The organism is Cnuibacter physcomitrellae, assembly GCF_014640535.1.
Taxonomy (GTDB): Bacteria; Actinomycetota; Actinomycetes; order Actinomycetales; family Microbacteriaceae; genus Cnuibacter; species Cnuibacter physcomitrellae.
The window spans coordinates 3,058,798-3,076,881 of record NZ_BMHD01000001.1 but is presented as its reverse complement, the minus strand read 5'-3'; the positions used below and the strand labels follow the sequence as shown (position 1 = coordinate 3,076,881).

Sequence of the window (18,084 nt, the reverse complement as noted above, 5' to 3'; positions counted from 1 at the left end):
CTTTCAATGCCGCATGGTGATAATCAGAGATGATTTCGGCGGTAAGGCAGCTCAACCCGATGTCGATGGAGCCTTCAGGAGATCAGATGCCTCGCACCCCGTTCACGGATGAGCCGGCCCGGCATTACATCGATGGGGAATGGCGGGCCATCGGTCCACGAGCGCAGTCCTTCGATCCGGCCACCGGCGAGCCCCTCGGAGAGTACTTCGACGGCGGCCTCGAGGCCGCGAACGAGGCCATCGCCGCCGCCCGCACCGCCTTCACGAGCGGATCGTGGCGGAGTGATCGCGAACGTCGCGCACGAGCCCTGTGGGACCTCTCCCTCACGCTGGAGCGGAACCTCGATCGGATCGCCCTGGCGATCACGCTGGAGAACGGCAAGCCGCTCGCGCAGGCCCAGTTCGAGCTCAGCATCGCGGCTCCCAAGCTGCGCTACTTCGCAGGCCTGGCCCTCACGGATCTCGGGACGGCGGCGGAGACGCCGTCCGGATTCTCGATCCTCTCGCGCGAGCCGATCGGCGTCGCCGGGGTCATCGTCCCGTGGAACTCCCCGGGGATCCTCTCGATCCGCTCGATCGCCCCCGCGCTCGCGGCGGGTTGCACCGTCGCGGTCAAGATGCCGGCCCAGACGGCACTGACGAACGCGCTGATCGCCGAGCTGTTCGCCGAGACGACCTCCCTGCCGGAGGGGATCGTGAACCTGTTCACGGAGTCGGGCGACGAAGGGGCGAAGGCGCTCGTCGCCAGCCCCGAGGTGGGCGTGATCAGCTACACGGGCAGCTCCGCGGTGGGCGCCCGCATCATGGCGGCCGCCGCCCCCCAGCTCAAGCGCGTCTCCCTCGAACTGGGCGGCAAGACGCCCATGGTCGTGTTCGACGACGCCGATCTCGATGTCGTCGTCCCGACTCTCACCGCTGCCGTCACCACCTTCGCGGGTCAGTTCTGCATGACGGGCAGCCGCGTCATCGCCCAGGCGTCGATCGCCGACGAGCTCCGCGACAGGCTGGCATCGTCGCTCTCGGCCGTCCGCGTGGGACCGGGGATCGACCCCGAGACCCAGATGGGCCCGCTGATCGACAGGGCGTCGGTCGAGCGGGTGCACCGGATGGTGTCCGTCAGCGGTGGTGAGACCATCCTCGAGGGCGGCCCGATCGAGGGGCCCGGCGCCTTCTACCGACCCACGCTCGTGGGCATCACCGACCTCGGCTCGACCCTCGTGCAGGACGAGGTGTTCGGCCCGGTCGCCACCTTCGAGACCTTCGACGGCGAAGATGAGGCGGTCTTCCGGGCGAACGCGACCGACTACGGCCTCTCCGCCTCTGTCTGGACCCGAGACGGTGGGAGATCGCTCCGCGTCTCGCAGGCCATCGAGGCAGGCACCGTCTGGACGAACGCGTGGGCGCAGATCTTCGACCAGTTCGAAGAGGGCGGCTACAAGAAGAGCGGCCTCGGCCGCCTCAACGGCCCCGGCGGCCTCGCCGAGTTCCAGGAAGTCAAGCACATCTACCGTTCCGTCTGACAAGCACACCCACCACGATCACCTTTCTCCCTCGCCACGGCGAGGCGCGACAACGACGTCAGGAGAGACATGTCACAGCATTCACGTCCCCGCAGGCCGCTGGCCATCCTCGGAATCGGAGTGGCCTCCGCTCTGCTCCTCGCCGGCTGCTCCACCGCTGAGCCCTCGAGCGGCGGCGACTCGAGCGGGGGCGACGTCACCCTGACGTTCGCGTACCCCAAGGCCGGCGCGACGACGCCCTGGGAGACCATGGCAGAGAAGTACACCGAGGAGACCGGGATCAAGGTCGAGGTCGAACCGATCTACATCGACGGCTACGACGCCGCGATCAGCACCAGGCTGCAGAGCGGGAACGCTCCTGACCTGTTCCTCACCGAGCCCGGATCCGGCCCGAAGGGTCTCGTGACGCTCGGCAGCGCGGGACTCCTGGGAGAGGTCACCGGCCAGGCCGCGGATCTGATCAACTCGGCGGAGACCTCGGCGTACGGATCTGACGGCAAGGTGTACGGGTTCCCCCTCTACAACGCGCCACGGGCGGCCGTCGTCTTCGACGGCAACCTCGACAAGGCCGGCGTCCAGTGGCCGGACACCATCTCCGACATGCTGGCCACCTGCAAGACGTCGAAGTCGAACGGCTACGCGTTCACGCTCGGACAGTTCGGATCCTCGTTCACCGCCGACGGTCAGGCGCTCCTCATCGCGGCCAGCTCGGTGTACGCGAACGACCCCGACTGGGATGCGAAGCGAGCAGCGGGCGACGTCACCTTCAGCGACACGGACGGGTGGAGGTACGCCATCCAGACGTTGTCCGACATGTACGCCGCCGGCTGCTACCAGGACGGCGCGGAGGCAGCCCAGGGCGAGTTCTGGACCGGTGTGGGCGCGGGTGAGACGCCGTCGGTGCTCTCGCTCACGACGGGTGAGGCGGACATCTGGAAGGACCTGTCCCAGCTTCTCCCCAACGAGACCACCTCGGTCTACGCCTTCCCCGGCCAGACCGCAGACGACCGTCGCGTCGTCAACTCGGTGAAGTTCACCCTGTCCTACGCGGCGGCGAACGCCAACAGCGAGGCGGCGAAGGCCTACATCGACTGGCTCTCACAGCCCGAGAACCTCCAGCAGATCGCCGACATCACGGGCACGGTGCCAGCCGGCGAGGTCACCGCAGACTCGCTGGAGTCGGTCTACGAGCCCATCAAGTCGCTGGTGGCCGACGGCAAGGTCATCTCGGAGCCCGGGCTGACGTGGCCCAACGGGGTCCTCGCGGCCATGCAGGAGGACGTCCCGGGCCTGTTCACCGGCCAGAAGACGGTCGACCAGGTGCTCTCCGACATGGACGCAGCGTGGGCCAAGTCGTAGTATCCACGACGCGGGATCGCCGCAGCCGGCCTGGCCGGCTGCGGCGATCCCGCTCTACTCGAAAGGCAGAGCAGCCGATGCAGCGCCGGACCCGTCCCCGTGCCACCACCCCCGAGCCCCGGGCAGGACGACCGCTGATCGCGTTCGGACGGTGGTGGTGGGCAGGCCCGGCGCTCCTGGCCGTCCTGCTGGTGCAGTACGCGGCGACGCTGGCCGGCACGTTCTTCGCGTTCACCGACTACTCCGGCGTCGGCACGTTCACCCTCACCGGTCTCGACAACTTCGTCGCGATCTTCCAGGATCCTTCGGTCCTCGGCGTCATCGGCAACACGCTGCTGTATGCGGTCGCGCAGATGGTGGGCACGACCATCCTCGGCCTGGCCTTCGCCCTCGCCCTCCACCGCGGTCTGAAGTCGCGGTACGTCCTGAGGGCCATCGTCTTCCTGCCGATCGCCCTCAGCCCGCTCGCCGTCTCCTACGTCTGGAAGTTCGTCTTCGAGTACGACGGGCTGCTCAACCAGGCGCTCGGCGCCCTCGGCCTCGAGCAGTTCCAGCGCACCTGGCTCGGAGACCCGGAGACGGCCATCTGGACCGTCGTCACGGTGATCATCTGGCAGGGCGTGGGGATCTCCATGGTCATCTTCCTCGCCGGTCTGTCACGGATCCCCGCAGAGCTCGAAGAGGCCGCGTCGCTCGACCGGGCGAACCTGTGGCAGCGATTCCGCTACGTCACGTTGCCCGCGCTGCGTCCGTCCGTGACGGTCGCGACGATGCTCTCGCTGATCTTCGGACTGCGCCTGTTCGACCCGATCCTGGCCCTGACCGGGGGCGGCCCGGTGAGCTCCAGCAAGAACCTGGCGCTCCTGGTCTACGAGCAGGCCTTCACGCAGGGGAACTTCGGCTACGGAGCCGCCCTGTCCCTCATCCTGACAGTGATCATCCTCATCTTCGCCATCATCCAGCAGCTCATCACGCGAGAGCGCCCGGGAGACTAGCCGACATGTTCAGATACACGCCCCTCACGTTCGTGAGGGAGATCATCATGATCCTGGTCACCGCGATCTTCGCGCTGCCGCTCTACATCCTGCTCGTCGGGTCGATGAAGACGACCGCCGAGTTCCGCAGCACCTCACCCCTCGCGCTGCCGACGGACCCGCAGTGGTCGAACTTCCTCGAGGTCATCACCACGACCGGCCGGAACAGCATCGTCGCCGGGTTCATGAACAGCCTCATCCTCACCGTGGGGAGCCTGGTCGTCATCATCCTGCTCGGCTCGTTCTGCGCCTACGTGATCGTCAGGTCGACCAGGCGATGGGCGCGGGCGTCCTTCTACCTGTTCCTCGTCGCCATCATCCTCCCGACCCAGCTCGGGATCGTCCCGCTCTACGTCGGCGCCCGAGCCGTCGGACTCACCGGCTCGCTGATCGGGCTCATCATCATCTACTCGGGGATGTTCCTGCCGCTGTGCGTGTTCCTGTACGCCTCGTTCTTCCGCGGCCACCCCCGCGACTACGAGGAGGCGGCGGCCATCGACGGCGCCGGCCCCTTCCGCACCTACTGGCACTCGGTGCTCCCCCTGATGGCTCCTGTCACGGGAACGGTCGCCATCCTGGCGGGCGTCGCCATCTGGAACGACTTCTTCACCCCGCTCATCTTCCTGGGCGGGACGAACTACCCCACGTTGCCGGTCGTGATGTACCAGTACGTCGGCAACCTGGTCGCCGAGTGGAACAAGATCTTCGCGGTCGTCGTCATCGCGTTCATCCCCGTGATGATCTTCTTCATCTTCACCCAGCGTCGCCTCATGCAGGGCTTCTCGGGCGGGGTGAAGAGCTGAGCCCTCAGTCCGCGGAGGAGGTGAAGGCCTCGCCGACGGCTGCGGACGCAGCCATGAGCAGGTTCGCGGCCCGCTCGATGACGGGCTCGTCGTCATCACGGCCGAGCAGAGCGATGTTGAGGCTTCCGGCCACGCCGAGGTCGGCACGCTTGAGGGGGACCGAGACGTGGACGATGCCCTCGTCCGGATCGCCGACCCCGAACGCGTAGCCCTGCGCCCGGACGGCGCGCATCTGGCGCTTCATCTCGAGCCAGTCCTCCGCACTCCCGCCGGTGGAGCGGAAGATGGACCGGACGATCCGCACCTCGGCGAACGAGTGGATCGCGAGCGCCGGCGCGCCGAGAAACGCGGGCGCGAGCTTGCCCCGGTCGTAGGACCCCTCGGGGAAGGGCGAGGACCCGAGCCGGTGCTCGTGCATGGTCATCAGGTAGTCACGATGGATGCGGCTGATGAACAGCATCCCCGCTTCGTCGTATTGGGCCGCGATCTCCAGGATGCCCGGCTCGGTGGCGCGGATCAGCGGGTCGCTGGTGCGCAGCTGCCGGTCGAAGTGCACGATGCCCGGGCCGAGGAGGTAACGGCCGGCTCGGACGCTGAAGATGAGGCCCGCCGCGCTGAGGCTGCGGAAGTAGCGGTACACGGTGCTCTCCGACTGGCCGAGCACGGCGCAGGCCTCGTCGACCGTCCACTCGGGCTTCTCGGGCGTGAAGAGGTCCATCACGGACAGCATCCGGTCGGAACTCGTCGCGTTCATCGTGCCGTGTTCGTCCGATCTGCTGCGGGCGCGTCGTCCTACCACTGACTCGTCGAGCCCAGCGGGAGGATCTCACGGATCTCATCGATGATCCGCAGCTCGCCATCCACTACCTTGAAGGCCCCCAGCATATACATCGACCCCGCATCGGGTCGGGGATGATCCGGGATCGGGTGGAAATCCACCACGACGAAGCTCGCCGCCACCCCGAGCTCGGTGTCCAGCACGGGGAAGCGCCGCTCACGGGCGAGCGGGCGCGCCGCTCGTGTGTCGTTGAGAGCGGACGCCGGGGTGTGGACCTTGCCGTCGGGCGAGAGGAGGGTGCGGAGCGTGTTCGTCGTCTTCGCACCGTTGTCGTACTTGTCGCAGCGGTAGTTGAAGCGCGGGATCCGGCCGTCGCTCTGCTGCAGCCCCTCCCAGTAGCGGTCGGCCGCGTCGCGCAGCCCCTCACGGTCGGAGCGGCGCTCAGCCGGCACGACGGCGCCGTAGATGATGTCCGGCTTGAGCAGCTGCTCGACGTCCGCGAAGTGGCCGAGGCCGTCCGTGCTGACGATGGCCTCCGCCTCGGTCACGTCGCCATCCACCACCCTGATGCGCTGGGCGAAGGGGCGGGCCTCGTCGTCGACGAACGCGACCCCCATGCACACCGCCTGGCCGGTCTCGGGATCGGCGAAGCCCTGGATCCCCTCGAAGCGCGGGTGTGCGCTCCAGAGCCCCGTGCCCGGCGCGACGACGGCGCCGTTCTCGGTCGATCGGAAGCCGTCCGCGAGCGCGAGGGACCCTGGGGTTCCCGCGGCGACCGCGTCGAGATAGGCGTCGAGCCCGTCGAGCAGCTCGGCTCGTCCCGTCACGAGATGCCCACGGCGGGGTGCCCGAAGTGCGTGCGCCCGTAGTTCAGCGCCGCGCTGTCGGACTGGTGCGCGAGGTGTCCGCGCAGCACCCCGACGTTCCGCCAGTAGCGCCCGAGCATGGAGTCCCGCTTCGACGCCGACGATCCTACGGTGCGGAAGATGATGTCCACGGCGTCGTGCGCGAGGTGGATGCTCTGGAGGACGACCAGGGTCATGCGCCGAGCGTCATCGTCGGGGCAGGGGATCCCGGTCCGTCGCGTCGTCTCGGCGACCGACATGTAGTCCGTGGCGGTCTGCAGCAGCGCCGCGCGCGCGGTGTCGACCAGGGCTCGGCATCGTCCGAAGTTGAGCTGGTACTCGGCGAGCTCGTCGCGCGGGGCCCCGGAGGGTCCCGTCTTGCGTGCTCGGAACGTCTCCTCGTAGAGATCGAGCGCACCCTCGGCTGCACCCACGATGACCGCGGCCGACTCCATGACGACGAACGGACGGGACGGTCCGAAGAACACGGGGCTGTCGTCGTAGACCTCGTGGTCGATCACGGGCGAGAGCACGGGGAACGGCTTCGTCCGGTGCTCGGGCACGAAGACGTCGTCGAGGACGACACGATTCGATCCCGTGCCCTGCATCCCGATGACGTCCCAGTTGTGCTCGATCGTGTAGTCGTCGCGATCGAACAGCCCCATCCGCAGCCCGCCGCCGCCGGGGGCGCCCTCGGGCACGATGAAGGCGAGGAGGATGTGCGTGGCATGCGCGCTGCCCGAGGCGTAGTCCCAGGCGCCGGTGACGCGGTATCCACCCGGTACGACCACTCCGCGACCCTGCGGGGCAGCCACCTCGGGGGCTCGGAACTCGCCGTCGCGCGCGTAGGCGTCGCGCTGCGCCTCGATCGGGAAGGTGGCCAGCTGATGCACGTGGCCGAGCACGAGCGAGAGCACCCAGGCCGTCTCCGGACAACCCCGGGCGACCTCGGTGGCGAGGCGCACGTAGGTGGGCAGGTCGAAGCCGTAGCCGCCGAACGTGCGCGGCTGGAGGACCCGGTAGAAGCCCGACGAGACGAGGAGATCGACGGTGTCCTCGGAGATGTTCCCGGCGGCCTCGGTCTCCGCCTGACGCTCCCGGAGGAGACCCCGCATGTCGCGTGCACGCGCCACCATCGCCTCGGGGGTCAGGTCGGGCTCGGGCGGTGCCAGGGCGATGTCGTCCTCGACACCGGATGGTGATGAGCTCATCGCGCTCGACTCCCCTCGATTCCGCCGAGCGTGAGAGCCTCGACGGCCTCCATGGCCGCAGCGGTCTGCGCTCGGCGTGCGTTCTCGAGCATCAGCCGGCCCGGGTCGATCTCCTGAGGCGCCGGGGACGCGGCGAGGATCGACTCGAAGTGCTCCGACAGCTCGTCGTGGAACTCCGAGTGGCTGATGATGTACCCGCGGTTGTGGATGATGCCCTCGACCACGGCCTCGCCCACGTCGCGCGGGTCCATCCCGGAGTCCTTCGGCGGGGCGACGGGCCCTCCGCTCGGCGGCGTGGACCCGGCCCCCGTCCGGAAGCGCGGGTGCCGGTTCTCCTCCGATTCCAGGATCCGGCTCCGGGTGAGCCCCGGATAGAGGACGGAGACGCCGATGCCGCGCGGGGCGAGGCTGAGGCGCAGCGAGTCGCTCATGCCTCGCACCGCGTACTTCGACGCCGCGTAGATGTAGTTGTCGGCGGTGGGGAGCAGCCCCGCCATCGACGAGGTGGTGACGATGTGCCCCTCGCCACGACGGAGCATGAGCGGGAGGAACTCCATCACGCCGTTGATGGGTCCCCACAGGTTGACCGAGAGCACCCACTCCCAGTCGGCGTAGGTGACCGCATCGACCGAGGGGTTGGCACCGACGCCGGCGTTGTTGACGAGGATGTCGCATCCCCCGAACAGGTCGAGCATCCGCTGGGCTGCGTCGTGCATGGCGTCCCGGTCGATGACGTCGACGGCCAGGGTGAGGACGTCGGGGTGGTGGCCGAGGCGCTCGCGCGCCTCCGCCAGGTGATCGTCGCGCAGGTCCGCGATCATCACCTTCACACCCCGGGCGAGGAGGGCCTCGGCGATGCCGAAGCCGATCCCGCTCGCTCCTCCCGTGATGAAGGCCGTCCTTCCGGAGAGGTCCTTCATGGTGTCAGACGGCCTGGAGCGAACGCGTCTCGCCGTCGAGCGAGCTCTCCGACGGCCAGCTCTTCAGCTCGGGCAGGCACTTCTCGGCGAACAGGCGCATGTTGCGCTCGGCCTCCTCGCGGGGCATCCCTCCGAAGTGGAAGTGCGGGAAGAAGCCCTGGAGGTTGAGGTCGTTGTTGATGCGCTCCAGCTGCTCGAGGACCTCCGTGGGGGTGCCGGCGGGCATGACGTCGGCCGTCACCTCGGCCATCTCGTCGATCTTGTCGGGCTCGATGCGCATCTTCTTGTAGAACTCGTTGCCCTTGGTGTTGCCGAAGTGCTCCTCGGCCATGCCGTAGTTGTGCACCGCCGCGCGGAAGTTGACCCGGTGGTACTGGCGAGACAGCTCTCGGGCCCGGTCGCTGCTCTCGTCGACGAAGATCGTCCCGGAGAGCATCGGCGCGGGCGCCACGCGGGTGTCGCCGTGGGTCTCGGCCCAGACGCGGTCGTACGTCTCGGTGTCGACGCCGAGGTTGGCGCGCGGCTCGGGGTTGATGATCATGATGCCCATGCCGAGCTCCGCGACGGTGCGCACCGACTCCGGCGATCCCGCCGAGCCGAACACGCGACCCTCGAAGCTGCGGAAGGGGCGGGGCCGGAGCTCGCGGCGCGGCTGCTGGGTGATCTCCCCGCCTTCGATGACGCCCGTCTCGAGCGCGCGGATGATCATCTCGGCGTACTCGCGGTAGAGCTGACGGGTCTGGTTGATGTCGACGCGCAGGCCGTCGTACTCGAACTTCCCGAGTCCGCGCCCGAACCCGAGGACCAGACGGCCCTCGGTGACGTTGTCGAGCCACAGAGCCTGCTCGGCCACGCGGACCGGGTCGTTCCACGGGAGCACGATGACCTGGGTGCCCAGCTTGACCGACTTCGTCCGGCCCGCGAGGTAGGCGAGCGTCTGGAGGGGGGAGGGCGAGATCGAGTAGTTCGAGAAGTGGTGCTCGGTGACCCAGATCGACTCGAAGCCGAGCTCCTCCGCCTCGATCGCCATCTCCAGATCCTGCTTGACGAAACGGGTGTCGTTGACCGAGTCCGCACTCTGGTGCTGGAAACCGGTCGCATAGCCTACGTGCATTTCACTTCTCCTCGTGATCGACGATGATCCTGCGCGTCGTGGGGCGGGACGCGCTACGAACACTACACTGTCAAATTGTGACAAACAATGACGTTTCCAATATTGCGATTCTTCTTGTCGAAGCGGCCGGAGCCAGTCCGCTGGGGCGGGCACTCGACCGCACAGACCGATCCGTGACGCAGATCGCCGTCGACCTGGTCGACGCCGCCGCAGCCTCGCCGGACGCGCTGCGTGCGGCGACCCCGCCCTCGAGCACAGCAGCTACCGCGCTGGTCGTGTCCGTGGCTCCGTCACCCCAGGGAGGGGTCGCCTCCGTCGACTGGGAGTCGAGGGTGCACCGTCCGCTCCGCCGCGCGTTCACCGCACTGCGCGGACTCGTCCCCGAGCTCCTCGAGCATCCCGCCGGGGGACGCGTGATCATCGCGGCGCCCGCGACCGGCCTCATCGCCGACGCAGGCCGGACCGCCGACTCGGTGCTCGCTCGCTGCCTGATCGGCCTCGCCGAGGGGCTGCGAGCCGAGCTCCTCGGCCGCGACTTCCCGGTGTCGATCGTGCTGACCGACGCGTGGGACGACGAGGCATCGCTCATCCAGCGCCTGGACGGGGCACTCGGAGGCGGTGCGCTCTACGTCCTTCCCCCGCGCATCTCCGAGACAGACGTCGCCCGGGTCTTCGATCCCTGGATGCGCGGGCTCGCCGACACCCCCGCAGCCCTCGACCTTCCCCCGATGGGCCCCATGGGAGCGGTGTACCGCATCGAGCTCGAGAGGAACGCCGCCGGCGGCCGGGCGGCGAGCGACGCCTCCTCGGAGGAGAGCACCGACAGGATGCCTCGGGCATCCGGTTCGGATCCTGCTTCGCAGCCCTCCCCGGCCCTCAGCCCAGGCCGCACGGCGATCGTCACGGGCGGAGCGAGCGGGATCGGACTCGGCATCGTCACCGCCATGCTCGAACGCGGGATGAACGTGGCGATCGCGGACGTCCGCGAGGACCACATCGCCGAGGCCCTGACCCGGCTCGCCCAGCACGACGCCCGCGTGATGGCCGTTCGACTGGATGTGACCGACCGAGCGGCCTGGGACGAGGCGACGAGCTCCATCCTCGATCGCTTCGGCGGCATCGACGTGCTGTGCCTGAACGCGGGCATCGGCATCCTGGGCACCATGCTCCAGAGCACGCCCGCCGACTGGTCGTGGCTCATGAGCGTCAACCTCGGCGGTGTCACGAACGGGATCGAGGCCGTCCTGCCCATCCTCCGCGCACAGGAGCGAGGCGGCTGCATCCTCGCCACCTCCTCGGCCGGCGGCCTCATGGTCGCCGACGACGGAGCCATCTACTCGTCCGCCAAGTACGGCGTGGTCGCGGTGATGGACTGCCTCCGGGCCGAGCTCGCAGCCGAGGGCATCGGGGCGACCACCCTCTGCCCGGCCGGGGTGAACACCAACATCCATGATCACGAGACGATGCGCCCCGTCGAGTTCGGCGACAGCGGCGTGCGCGGCTCCGATGCGGAGCTCGCGGAACGGCAGACGCACGCGCGGGCGATGCTCTCCCAGGGCGCCGACCCTGCCCTGGTCGGCCTGCGCGTCCTCGCCGCCCTCGACGTCAACGCCCCCGTGGTGTTCACGGACGGGGGCATCGCGCCCATCATCCGCCTCCGGAGAGACGCAATAAAGACGGGGATTGCCTTATCGTGACAATTTAGGTACTCTTTTGCTACCGAGTCCACGGGAAAGGATTGCAACGATGCCTATCGACCCCCAGACCTTCCGCACGATCATGGGCCACTACCCCACCGGCGTCTGCGTGGTGACGGCCGTCACGCCCGAGGGCACGGCGGTGGGGATGACGGTGGGGACCTTCACCTCCGTCTCCCTGGACCCGCCGCTCATCGGCTTCTTCCCCGACCGCCGCTCCACCAGCTGGCCCGGCATAGCCGCAGCGGGACGCTTCTGCGTCAACGTCCTCGCAGACGACCAGGAGCACCTGGGCAGGCAGTTCGCCAGCAAGGGCGGCGACAAGTTCGTCGGCGTCGCGCACCGGGTCTCCGACTCCGGGCTGCCTCTCCTCGATGGAGCGGTGGCCTGGATCGAATGCTCGCTCTACTCCGTGGGCGATGCCGGCGACCACGTCCTCGTCCTGGGCGAGGTCGAGACGCTGTCCGCCGAGCACACCGCATCGCCGTTGGTGTTCCACAAGGGCGCCTTCCGCCAGGTGGCCTACCCCGTCCCGGCCGTGGCCTGACCCGACGATCCGTTTCGCGCATCCGAGCGACGAGAGAGGCCCCCGCGTGACGACTCACACGGGGGCCTCTCTCGTTCCCTCACGAGGATGCGGCGACGGACCGCACCCTCCTCACTCGCCGGACGCCCGCGCCGCGAGGAAGGCGTCGATCCGCGCGTTCGCCTCGGGGGCGAGAGGATGAGGGCCCTCGATGAACGCATGGTCCGCCCCGGGATAGACGGCGAGCTCCGCCTCCGACCCGGCGGCCAGCCAGCGGCCGTACATGAAGAGCGAGTCGTCGAGCATCGCATCCAGGGTGCCGACCGAGAACAGCGCAGGCGGCAATCCCCGCAGATCGGCGTAGAGCGGCGACAGCTCAGGATCGCGGCGAAGACTCGCGTCGGGCGCATAGGAGTCCACGATCTTGGCGATGTCGCGTGCCTTCAGCACGCCGGTCGTCGCCCGCGCCTGACTGGGCGTCATCGTCGAGTCGTACACGCCGAAGCTCAACGCCGCGCCCCGGAACGGCTGAGCCGGGCCCCGATCTCGCAAGCGCAGCAGGGTCGCGACGGCGAGGAGCGCGCCGGCGGACTCCCCCGCGATGACGAGCGAGTCGGATCCGAACTCTCGTGCGGCGTTGTCGATCAGCCACCGCGCCGCATGCTCGCAGTCATCCCAGGCGGCCGGGTAGGGGTGCTCCGGGGCGAGCCGGTACTCGACGCTCACGCAGGTCAGCCCTGTGCCGTCGGCGATCCTCTCCAGCATCCCATCCTGCTGGGCGGCGCCACCCAGGATGAAGCCGCCCCCGTGGATGTGCAGCAGCACCCCCCTCGCTGCCTCGCTCGGCACGACATGCAGCGACACTCCGGAACCGATCTCGATGTCGAAGGAGCGCGGGGACGGGGGCGGGGTGGGCATGAACCCACCGCTTCGTGCGACGTCGACCCCCAGATCCCAGATCCCTGGCAGATCGCGGGTCCTCTCCGCCATGACCGCATTGAACGCGGCGACCTCGGGACGGACAGCGTCGGCCGTGAAGAGATTTCGATCCATGGCGCGATGCTAGCAACGTCAGAGGCTGTTAGCCTATTAATCAGGACACCATGTGCGATAAACAGGATCTCGTTGTCCCGACGGGGCGACGTAGTGTGACCATCACTCGATGATTCAAGGAGGAATCGGATGTCGCTTCTGACAGACAACACCTGGGCTGGGACCATCTTCACCGGGGAGTGGCGCGAGGGCCGCGGCGGCACTCGATCCGTGCTCTCCCCGGGATCCGGCGACACCCTCGCGGAGATCGGCTTCGCGGATCCCCAGGACGTCGCCGAGGCGGCGGCCGGCGCCTCCCGTGCGCAGAAGGAGTGGGCCGCAGCCCTCCCCTCCGAACGCGCCGCCGTCCTTCGTCGAGCAGGCATCCTGTTCCAGCAGCACGCCGAGGAGATCATCGACTGGGTCATCCGAGAGGCGGGGAGCATCCCGGCGAAGGCCGGGATCGAGGCGGCGACCGCGGCTGACGAATGCTTCGAGGCCGCCGCGCTGCCCACCCACCCGCACGGTCAGGTCCTCCCGTCCAACGTCGACCACTGGTCGTTCTCGCGCCGCCGACCCGCGGGCGTCGTGGCCGTCATCTCGCCCTTCAACTTCCCGCTCGTGCTCTCGATCAGATCCGTCGCCCCGGCCTTGGCGCTCGGCAACGCCGTGCTGCTCAAGCCGGACCCGAGGACCACGGTGTCGGGCGGCGTGATCATCGCCCGCATCTTCGAGGAGGCGGGGCTGCCGGCCGGCGTGCTGCAGCTCCTGCCCGGTGGGGCGGACGTCGGCGCGGCGCTGGTCGAAGCGCCCGCCGTGCGGATCGTGTCGTTCACCGGTTCGACCCCGGCGGGCCGGAAGGTGGGCGAGGCTGCGGCACGTCACCTCAAGCGCGCCCATCTGGAGCTCGGGGGCAACAACGCCCTGATCGTGCTCCCGGGCGCGGACCTCGCCAAGGCCGCCTCGGCGGGCGCCTTCGGCTCCTGGCTCCACCAGGGTCAGATCTGCATGACCACAGGACGCCACCTCGTGCACGAGTCGCTCCACGATGAGTACGTCGCGCTCCTCGCCGAGAAGGCTGCTCACCTGCCTGTCGGCGATCCCGCCACCGAGCAGGTCGCGCTCGGTCCGATCATCGACTCCGGCCAGGTCGAGCGGATCGACGGCATCGTGCAGCGCACCGTCGCGCAGGGCGGCACCCTGTCGGCGGGCGGGACCCATGAGGGCCTCTTCTATCGGCCGACCGTACTGTCGGGCCTGACCACCGAGATGGAGGCCTGGTCCGAGGAGATCTTCGGACCGGTGGCCCCGGTCATCCCGTTCAGCACCGTGGACGAGGCGGTCGAGATCGTCGGTCGCAGCCCCTACGGTCTCTCGGTGAGCATCCTCGGAGACGTCGGGATGGCGATGACCCTCGCCGACCGCATCGACTCGGGCAAGGTCCACATCAACGAGCAGACCGTCGCCGACGAGGCGAACGCACCCTTCGGTGGATTCGGCGACTCCGGCACCGGCTCGCGCTTCGGGGGCGCCGAGGCGAACATCGAGGCGTTCACGGAGACCCAGTGGCTCACCGTCCGATCCGAGATCGCCGACTACCCGTTCTGAGCCAGCCCCGGCGAGGGGCCTTCGATGCCGTCGGGCGGACCGAGAACCGGTCCCTCCCACGGCATCGTCGTCTTCGGGGTCGCGGAGCAGGAAGACGTTCTTGACGAGATTCTCGCCGAGTTCTATTCTTCAAAAAATAAGACGCGTAGCCTGATATTCAGGACACGCAACACCCGGGCCCCATCCGGTCCGCGGTCGATGCCGATGACGCCATCAAGGAGACCCGAACATGAAGACCCACCTCAGACGGAGCGCCCCGCTCGTCGTCGCCTCCGCGCTCGCCCTGGCGCTCGCGCTCAGCGCCTGTTCCGGATCGGGGTCCGGCGGCTCCACCACGGCGGCGACGCCCGTCGACCCGTCGACCTTCACCTCCGACCAGATCGCCCTGGGCGTCGAGTACACCGGCGGCAAGGCCGGCGCCGCCGACTCGTCGCTCGCACCGGTGAAGATCGGCTTCATCAACGTCGACGGAGGAGTTCCCTCGTTCCCCGAGTCGACGAACGCCGCCCAGGTCGCTGTGCGCTTCATCAACGAGCAGCTGGGCGGAGTCGACGGCCACCCGGTCGAGATCGTCCAGTGCAACATCGTGCAGGGCGAGGAGGACGCACAGAAGTGCGCCCAGGACTTCGCCAACGACCCCGAGATCCTCACCGTGCAGCTGGGGATGACCGTCCTGGGCACCGGCCCCATCTACACGACGCTCGGTGAGTCGAAGAACGTCGTGGGTCAGGGCACCTTCAACCCGAACGACCTCGACCAGCCGGGCGTCGCCTTCTACGAGGCGGCCGCCTACGCGACCGGCCCGGGCGTCGTCGTCTACGCGAACGACTACCTCAAGGCGAAGAAGATCGCGCTCGTCTACGACGGCACCGACCCCGGCGCGTCGTCGGCCGCGCAGGTCATCACCGGGCTCGGCCCGCAGTTCGGCATGGACATCAAGTCCGTCCCGGCGACCAACAGCTCCGAGTGGGCGAGCGCGCTCGCCTCCGCCGGCGCTCAGAGCGCCGATGCCGTGGTGATGAGCGGCAGCACGACCGCGTGCGTGCCGTTCGCCGAAGCCCTCCAGCAGCTCGGCGTGACCGCCCCGGTCGAGACGTTCGGCTTCTGCCAGGACTCCTCGGTCTCCGACGCGCTCGGCGACTACCCGAAGTGGACCTACATCCAGCCGCTGAAGAGCCCCATCGGCGTCGAGGACCCCGACGTGCAGCTCTACAACGCCGTGATGGACGCCTATTCGCCGGATGCCAACCGGGCGGGTGGCGCCAACGGGACCTTCCAGATGTTCGTCAGCCAGGTCCGGGCGCTGAACCAGGTCGGCTACGACAACCTGTCCGTCGAGGCGATCCGGGATGCGGTGCACAACTTCACCGGGCCGGTGTTCGTCGGCCCCCAGAAGATCGACTGCGGCCAGTACGCGGCTCAGGGCGCGCAGAGCCTGTGCACCACGGCGGCGTTCCCCGTGAACTACGAGGGCTCCGGCACATGGACCGATCCGACCGGCGGCAAGGGTCTCGACGTCGGCGACCTGGCCCTGCCCGGCAAGTGACCTCCGCACGGTCCAGCTGAACGACGACCCAGGGGCATGCGGCGGGACTCCCCCGCCGCATGCCCCGGAATCGAGTGATTCGTGGAAATCCTGACCTTCCTCCTGCTCAGCCTGGGTGCGGGCGCCCTGATCGCCACCATGGCGCTCAGCCTGGTGCTGACCTTCCGGGCGTCCGGTGTCATCAACTTCGCCGCGGGCGCGACAGCGGCCTTCATCGCCTACGCGTACTGGGATCTGACCAGCCGCGGACGGCTGTTCCTCGGCGTCGAGATCCCGCTCACGAGCGATGGATCGGGCATCGACGGCTGGCTGGCCGTGCTGATCTGCCTGGCGATCGCCGCCCTGTTGGGGTACCTCCAGTACCTCCTCGTGTATCGCCCGCTCCGGAACGCCGGCGCCCTGGCCAAGGTGGTCGCCTCCTCGGGCGTGCTGCTCGTGCTCCAGTCGCTCGTCGTGCTGACGTTCGGCTCCGACACCCGGGTCGTCTCGCCGCTGCTGCCCCAGACCCCGCTCGCGATCGGGGGTCTCTCGCTCCCGCTCGACCGGCTCATCATCCTCGTGCTCGCCCTGATCGCCGCTGCGGCACTCACGTTCGTCTATCGGCGGACCTCGTTCGGCATCAAGACCCGCGCGGCGGCGGACAACCGCAAGGGGGCCCTGCTCCTCGGCGTGAACCCCGCCCGGCTCGAGGCGATCAACTGGGTCATCGCCTCCGTGATCACCGGTCTCATCGGCGTGCTGGTCAGCCCGCTGATCGGGCTTCAGCCCACGGCGATGAGCCTGTTCATCGTCTCGGCGCTGAGCGCGGTGCTGCTCGCCGGCTTCGCGTCCTTCTGGGTCGCCGCCCTCGCGGGGATCGGGATCGGCATGGCGCAGGCACTGGTCACCTACGCCCAAGGCTTCGACTGGTTCCCGACCGTCAACAACGCACCCCTGCCGGGCGTGAAGGAGGTGTTGCCGTTCCTGATCATCGCGATCGTGCTGTTCGTGCGCGGCCGCAACCTGCCCGACCGCCTCACCGAGGCTCAACCACGGCTGCCGCGCGCGCCTCGGCCCCGCAAGCTCCTGATCCGGTTCTCCGTCGCCATCGTCCTCGCTCTGGCCATCATCGCGTTCGCCCCGTACGGCTGGCGTCAGGCTCTGATCACGAGCCTCATCGGGGCCATCGTCTGCATGTCGATCGTCGTGATCACGGGCTACCTCGGGCAGGTCACCCTCGGTCAGATGGCGATCGCGGGCATCGCCGGCTTCGTGACCTCGAAGCTGGCGCTGGGCGCCGGGATCGGCTTCCCCCTGGGTGCCGTCCTCGCGGTGCTGGTCGCCGCGGCGGTGAGCCTGCTCGTGGCTCTGCCCGCCCTTCGGATGCGCGGCATGCAGCTCGCCGTGGTCACCCTCGCCGGCGCGGTCGCGATCCAGAGCCTGTGGTTCCGCAATCCCGACTGGGGTGGTGGGACGACCGCTGCGACCGTGCCGCCACCCGAGTTCCTCGGCATCAAGCTCGGTACCACGGACTCGTTCTGGAACCTCGGCACGAGCGTCCCCAGTCCCGGGTTCGCGCTGTTCATCCTGATCATCACGTGCCTCATCGCCCTGCTCGTGGTCTCGGTCCGCAGGAGCGCCCTCGGCGCCCGGATGCTCGCGGTGCGCGCGAACGAGGCGGCCGCCGCGGCGGCCGGGGTGAGCGTCGTGAGCACCAAGCTGCTCGCCTTCGGCCTGGCCGGGCTCATCGCCGGTGTCGCCGGCACGCTCTACGGGTACAACTTCGGCCTCGTCACAGCGACGCGCTTCGACGAGTTCACCGCCATTTCGTTCCTCGCGATCGCCTACCTGGGCGGGATCACGACGGTCTCGGGGGCGGTGATCGGCGGACTCCTCGTGACGCAGGGAGTGATGATGTACACCATCACGAACCTCCTCAACATCGATTCGGCCTTCCAGACCCTGATCGCGGGAGTGGCCGTGCTGGCCACGGTGGTGGGCAATCCGGATGGCATCGCGGGCTTCTTCCGCGACAAGTTCGCGCGACGGGCCGCGAAGCGGAAGCAGCGGACGGCGCCGGCGGCGGCCGCCCCCGTCCGAGTGGAGGTGTGA

At 68.8% G+C, this 18,084-nt stretch carries 15 protein-coding genes; 9 read left to right on the top strand and 6 right to left on the bottom strand.

Features of this window, described 5'->3' with window-relative positions:
- Positions 1–86: 86 nt before the first annotated feature.
- The 4 genes from IEX69_RS14490 (at position 87) to IEX69_RS14475 (ending at position 4,716) form a co-directional block, all read left to right on the top strand.
- The gene (locus IEX69_RS14490) at positions 87–1,520 is read left to right on the top strand and encodes an aldehyde dehydrogenase family protein (protein ID WP_085018091.1); all 1,434 of its coding nucleotides are present in this window, start codon (positions 87–89) and stop codon (positions 1,518–1,520) included.
- A 69-nt stretch (positions 1,521–1,589) separates the two neighbouring features.
- A complete protein-coding gene (locus IEX69_RS14485) occupies positions 1,590–2,879 on the top strand; it encodes an ABC transporter substrate-binding protein (RefSeq protein WP_085018088.1) in 1,290 nt (429 codons plus the stop codon).
- Positions 2,880–2,956: 77 nt separating this feature from the next.
- On the top strand, positions 2,957–3,874 hold the full coding sequence (locus IEX69_RS14480; RefSeq protein WP_085018087.1) for a carbohydrate ABC transporter permease: 918 nt from the start codon (positions 2,957–2,959) through the stop codon (positions 3,872–3,874).
- Between the two features lie 5 nt (positions 3,875–3,879).
- Positions 3,880–4,716: a carbohydrate ABC transporter permease gene (locus IEX69_RS14475; RefSeq protein WP_085018085.1), complete on the top strand. Its 837-nt coding sequence runs from the start codon at positions 3,880–3,882 to the stop codon at positions 4,714–4,716.
- A 4-nt stretch (positions 4,717–4,720) separates the two neighbouring features.
- Here the strand turns inward: IEX69_RS14475 and IEX69_RS14470 are convergent, their stop codons facing one another.
- The 5 genes from IEX69_RS14470 to IEX69_RS14450 are packed head-to-tail and all read right to left on the bottom strand — an operon-like array spanning position 4,721 to position 9,584.
- Positions 4,721–5,470 carry an IclR family transcriptional regulator gene (locus IEX69_RS14470; RefSeq protein ID WP_085018083.1) on the bottom strand — a complete coding sequence of 250 codons (750 nt, stop codon included), beginning with the start codon at positions 5,468–5,470 and terminating at the stop codon, positions 4,721–4,723.
- 38 nt (positions 5,471–5,508) lie between these two features.
- Complete coding sequence (locus IEX69_RS14465; protein WP_085018081.1) at positions 5,509–6,321, bottom strand: DUF8021 domain-containing protein; 813 nt, start codon at positions 6,319–6,321, stop codon at positions 5,509–5,511.
- Positions 6,318–7,550, bottom strand: a complete 1,233-nt coding sequence (locus tag IEX69_RS14460) for an acyl-CoA dehydrogenase family protein (RefSeq protein ID WP_217348662.1) — start codon at positions 7,548–7,550, stop codon at positions 6,318–6,320. Before IEX69_RS14460 ends, IEX69_RS14465 begins: the two co-directional genes overlap by 4 nt.
- On the bottom strand, positions 7,547–8,470 hold the full coding sequence (locus tag IEX69_RS14455) for an SDR family oxidoreductase (RefSeq protein WP_085018079.1): 924 nt from the start codon (positions 8,468–8,470) through the stop codon (positions 7,547–7,549). The genes IEX69_RS14460 and IEX69_RS14455 overlap by 4 nt, the downstream gene beginning before the upstream one ends.
- A 4-nt stretch (positions 8,471–8,474) precedes the next feature.
- Complete coding sequence (locus IEX69_RS14450) at positions 8,475–9,584, bottom strand: LLM class flavin-dependent oxidoreductase (protein WP_085018077.1); 1,110 nt, start codon at positions 9,582–9,584, stop codon at positions 8,475–8,477.
- A gap of 173 nt (positions 9,585–9,757) precedes the next feature.
- Here IEX69_RS14450 and IEX69_RS20965 point away from each other — a divergent pair, with 173 nt between their 5' ends.
- Together IEX69_RS20965 and IEX69_RS14440 are read left to right on the top strand one after the other, a co-directional pair.
- Positions 9,758–11,281 (top strand): SDR family NAD(P)-dependent oxidoreductase, encoded by a 1,524-nt coding sequence (locus IEX69_RS20965; protein WP_217348661.1) that lies wholly within the window; start codon positions 9,758–9,760, stop codon positions 11,279–11,281.
- A gap of 49 nt (positions 11,282–11,330) precedes the next feature.
- Positions 11,331–11,828 carry a flavin reductase family protein gene (locus tag IEX69_RS14440; RefSeq protein ID WP_085018076.1) on the top strand — a complete coding sequence of 166 codons (498 nt, stop codon included), beginning with the start codon at positions 11,331–11,333 and terminating at the stop codon, positions 11,826–11,828.
- Between the two features lie 111 nt (positions 11,829–11,939).
- On the opposite strand, the gene IEX69_RS14435 is transcribed toward IEX69_RS14440, so the two are convergent.
- A complete protein-coding gene (locus IEX69_RS14435; protein ID WP_085018074.1) occupies positions 11,940–12,860 on the bottom strand; it encodes an alpha/beta hydrolase in 921 nt (306 codons plus the stop codon).
- A gap of 129 nt (positions 12,861–12,989) precedes the next feature.
- Between IEX69_RS14435 and IEX69_RS14430 the strand changes: the two genes are divergently transcribed.
- From IEX69_RS14430 to IEX69_RS14420, 3 genes are all read left to right on the top strand, one after another.
- Positions 12,990–14,447, top strand: coding sequence for a benzaldehyde dehydrogenase (locus IEX69_RS14430; protein WP_085018072.1), 1,458 nt, complete (start codon positions 12,990–12,992; stop codon positions 14,445–14,447).
- A 229-nt stretch (positions 14,448–14,676) separates the two neighbouring features.
- Positions 14,677–15,993: an ABC transporter substrate-binding protein gene (locus IEX69_RS14425; protein WP_085018070.1), complete on the top strand. Its 1,317-nt coding sequence runs from the start codon at positions 14,677–14,679 to the stop codon at positions 15,991–15,993.
- Positions 15,994–16,074: 81 nt separating this feature from the next.
- Entirely contained in the window at positions 16,075–18,084 is a 2,010-nt protein-coding gene (locus IEX69_RS14420) for an ABC transporter permease (protein WP_085018069.1), read from the top strand.

Bases quoted from the DNA above. Each gene is read 5' to 3' on its own strand.
- IEX69_RS14470 (WP_085018083.1), bottom strand. From the start codon at position 5,470: ATGAACGCGACGAGTTCCGACCGGATGCTGTCCGTGATGGACCTCTTC.
- IEX69_RS14480 (WP_085018087.1), top strand. From the start codon at position 2,957: ATGCAGCGCCGGACCCGTCCCCGTGCCACCACCCCCGAGCCCCGGGCA.
- IEX69_RS14430 (WP_085018072.1), top strand. From the start codon at position 12,990: ATGTCGCTTCTGACAGACAACACCTGGGCTGGGACCATCTTCACCGGG.
- IEX69_RS14450 (WP_085018077.1), bottom strand. From the start codon at position 9,584: ATGCACGTAGGCTATGCGACCGGTTTCCAGCACCAGAGTGCGGACTCG.
- IEX69_RS14435 (WP_085018074.1), bottom strand. From the start codon at position 12,860: ATGGATCGAAATCTCTTCACGGCCGACGCTGTCCGTCCCGAGGTCGCC.
- IEX69_RS14490 (WP_085018091.1), top strand. From the start codon at position 87: ATGCCTCGCACCCCGTTCACGGATGAGCCGGCCCGGCATTACATCGAT.
- IEX69_RS14475 (WP_085018085.1), top strand. From the start codon at position 3,880: ATGTTCAGATACACGCCCCTCACGTTCGTGAGGGAGATCATCATGATC.
- IEX69_RS14425 (WP_085018070.1), top strand. From the start codon at position 14,677: ATGAAGACCCACCTCAGACGGAGCGCCCCGCTCGTCGTCGCCTCCGCG.
- IEX69_RS14460 (WP_217348662.1), bottom strand. From the start codon at position 7,550: ATGAGCTCATCACCATCCGGTGTCGAGGACGACATCGCCCTGGCACCG.
- IEX69_RS14440 (WP_085018076.1), top strand. From the start codon at position 11,331: ATGCCTATCGACCCCCAGACCTTCCGCACGATCATGGGCCACTACCCC.
- IEX69_RS14455 (WP_085018079.1), bottom strand. From the start codon at position 8,470: ATGAAGGACCTCTCCGGAAGGACGGCCTTCATCACGGGAGGAGCGAGC.
- IEX69_RS14485 (WP_085018088.1), top strand. From the start codon at position 1,590: ATGTCACAGCATTCACGTCCCCGCAGGCCGCTGGCCATCCTCGGAATC.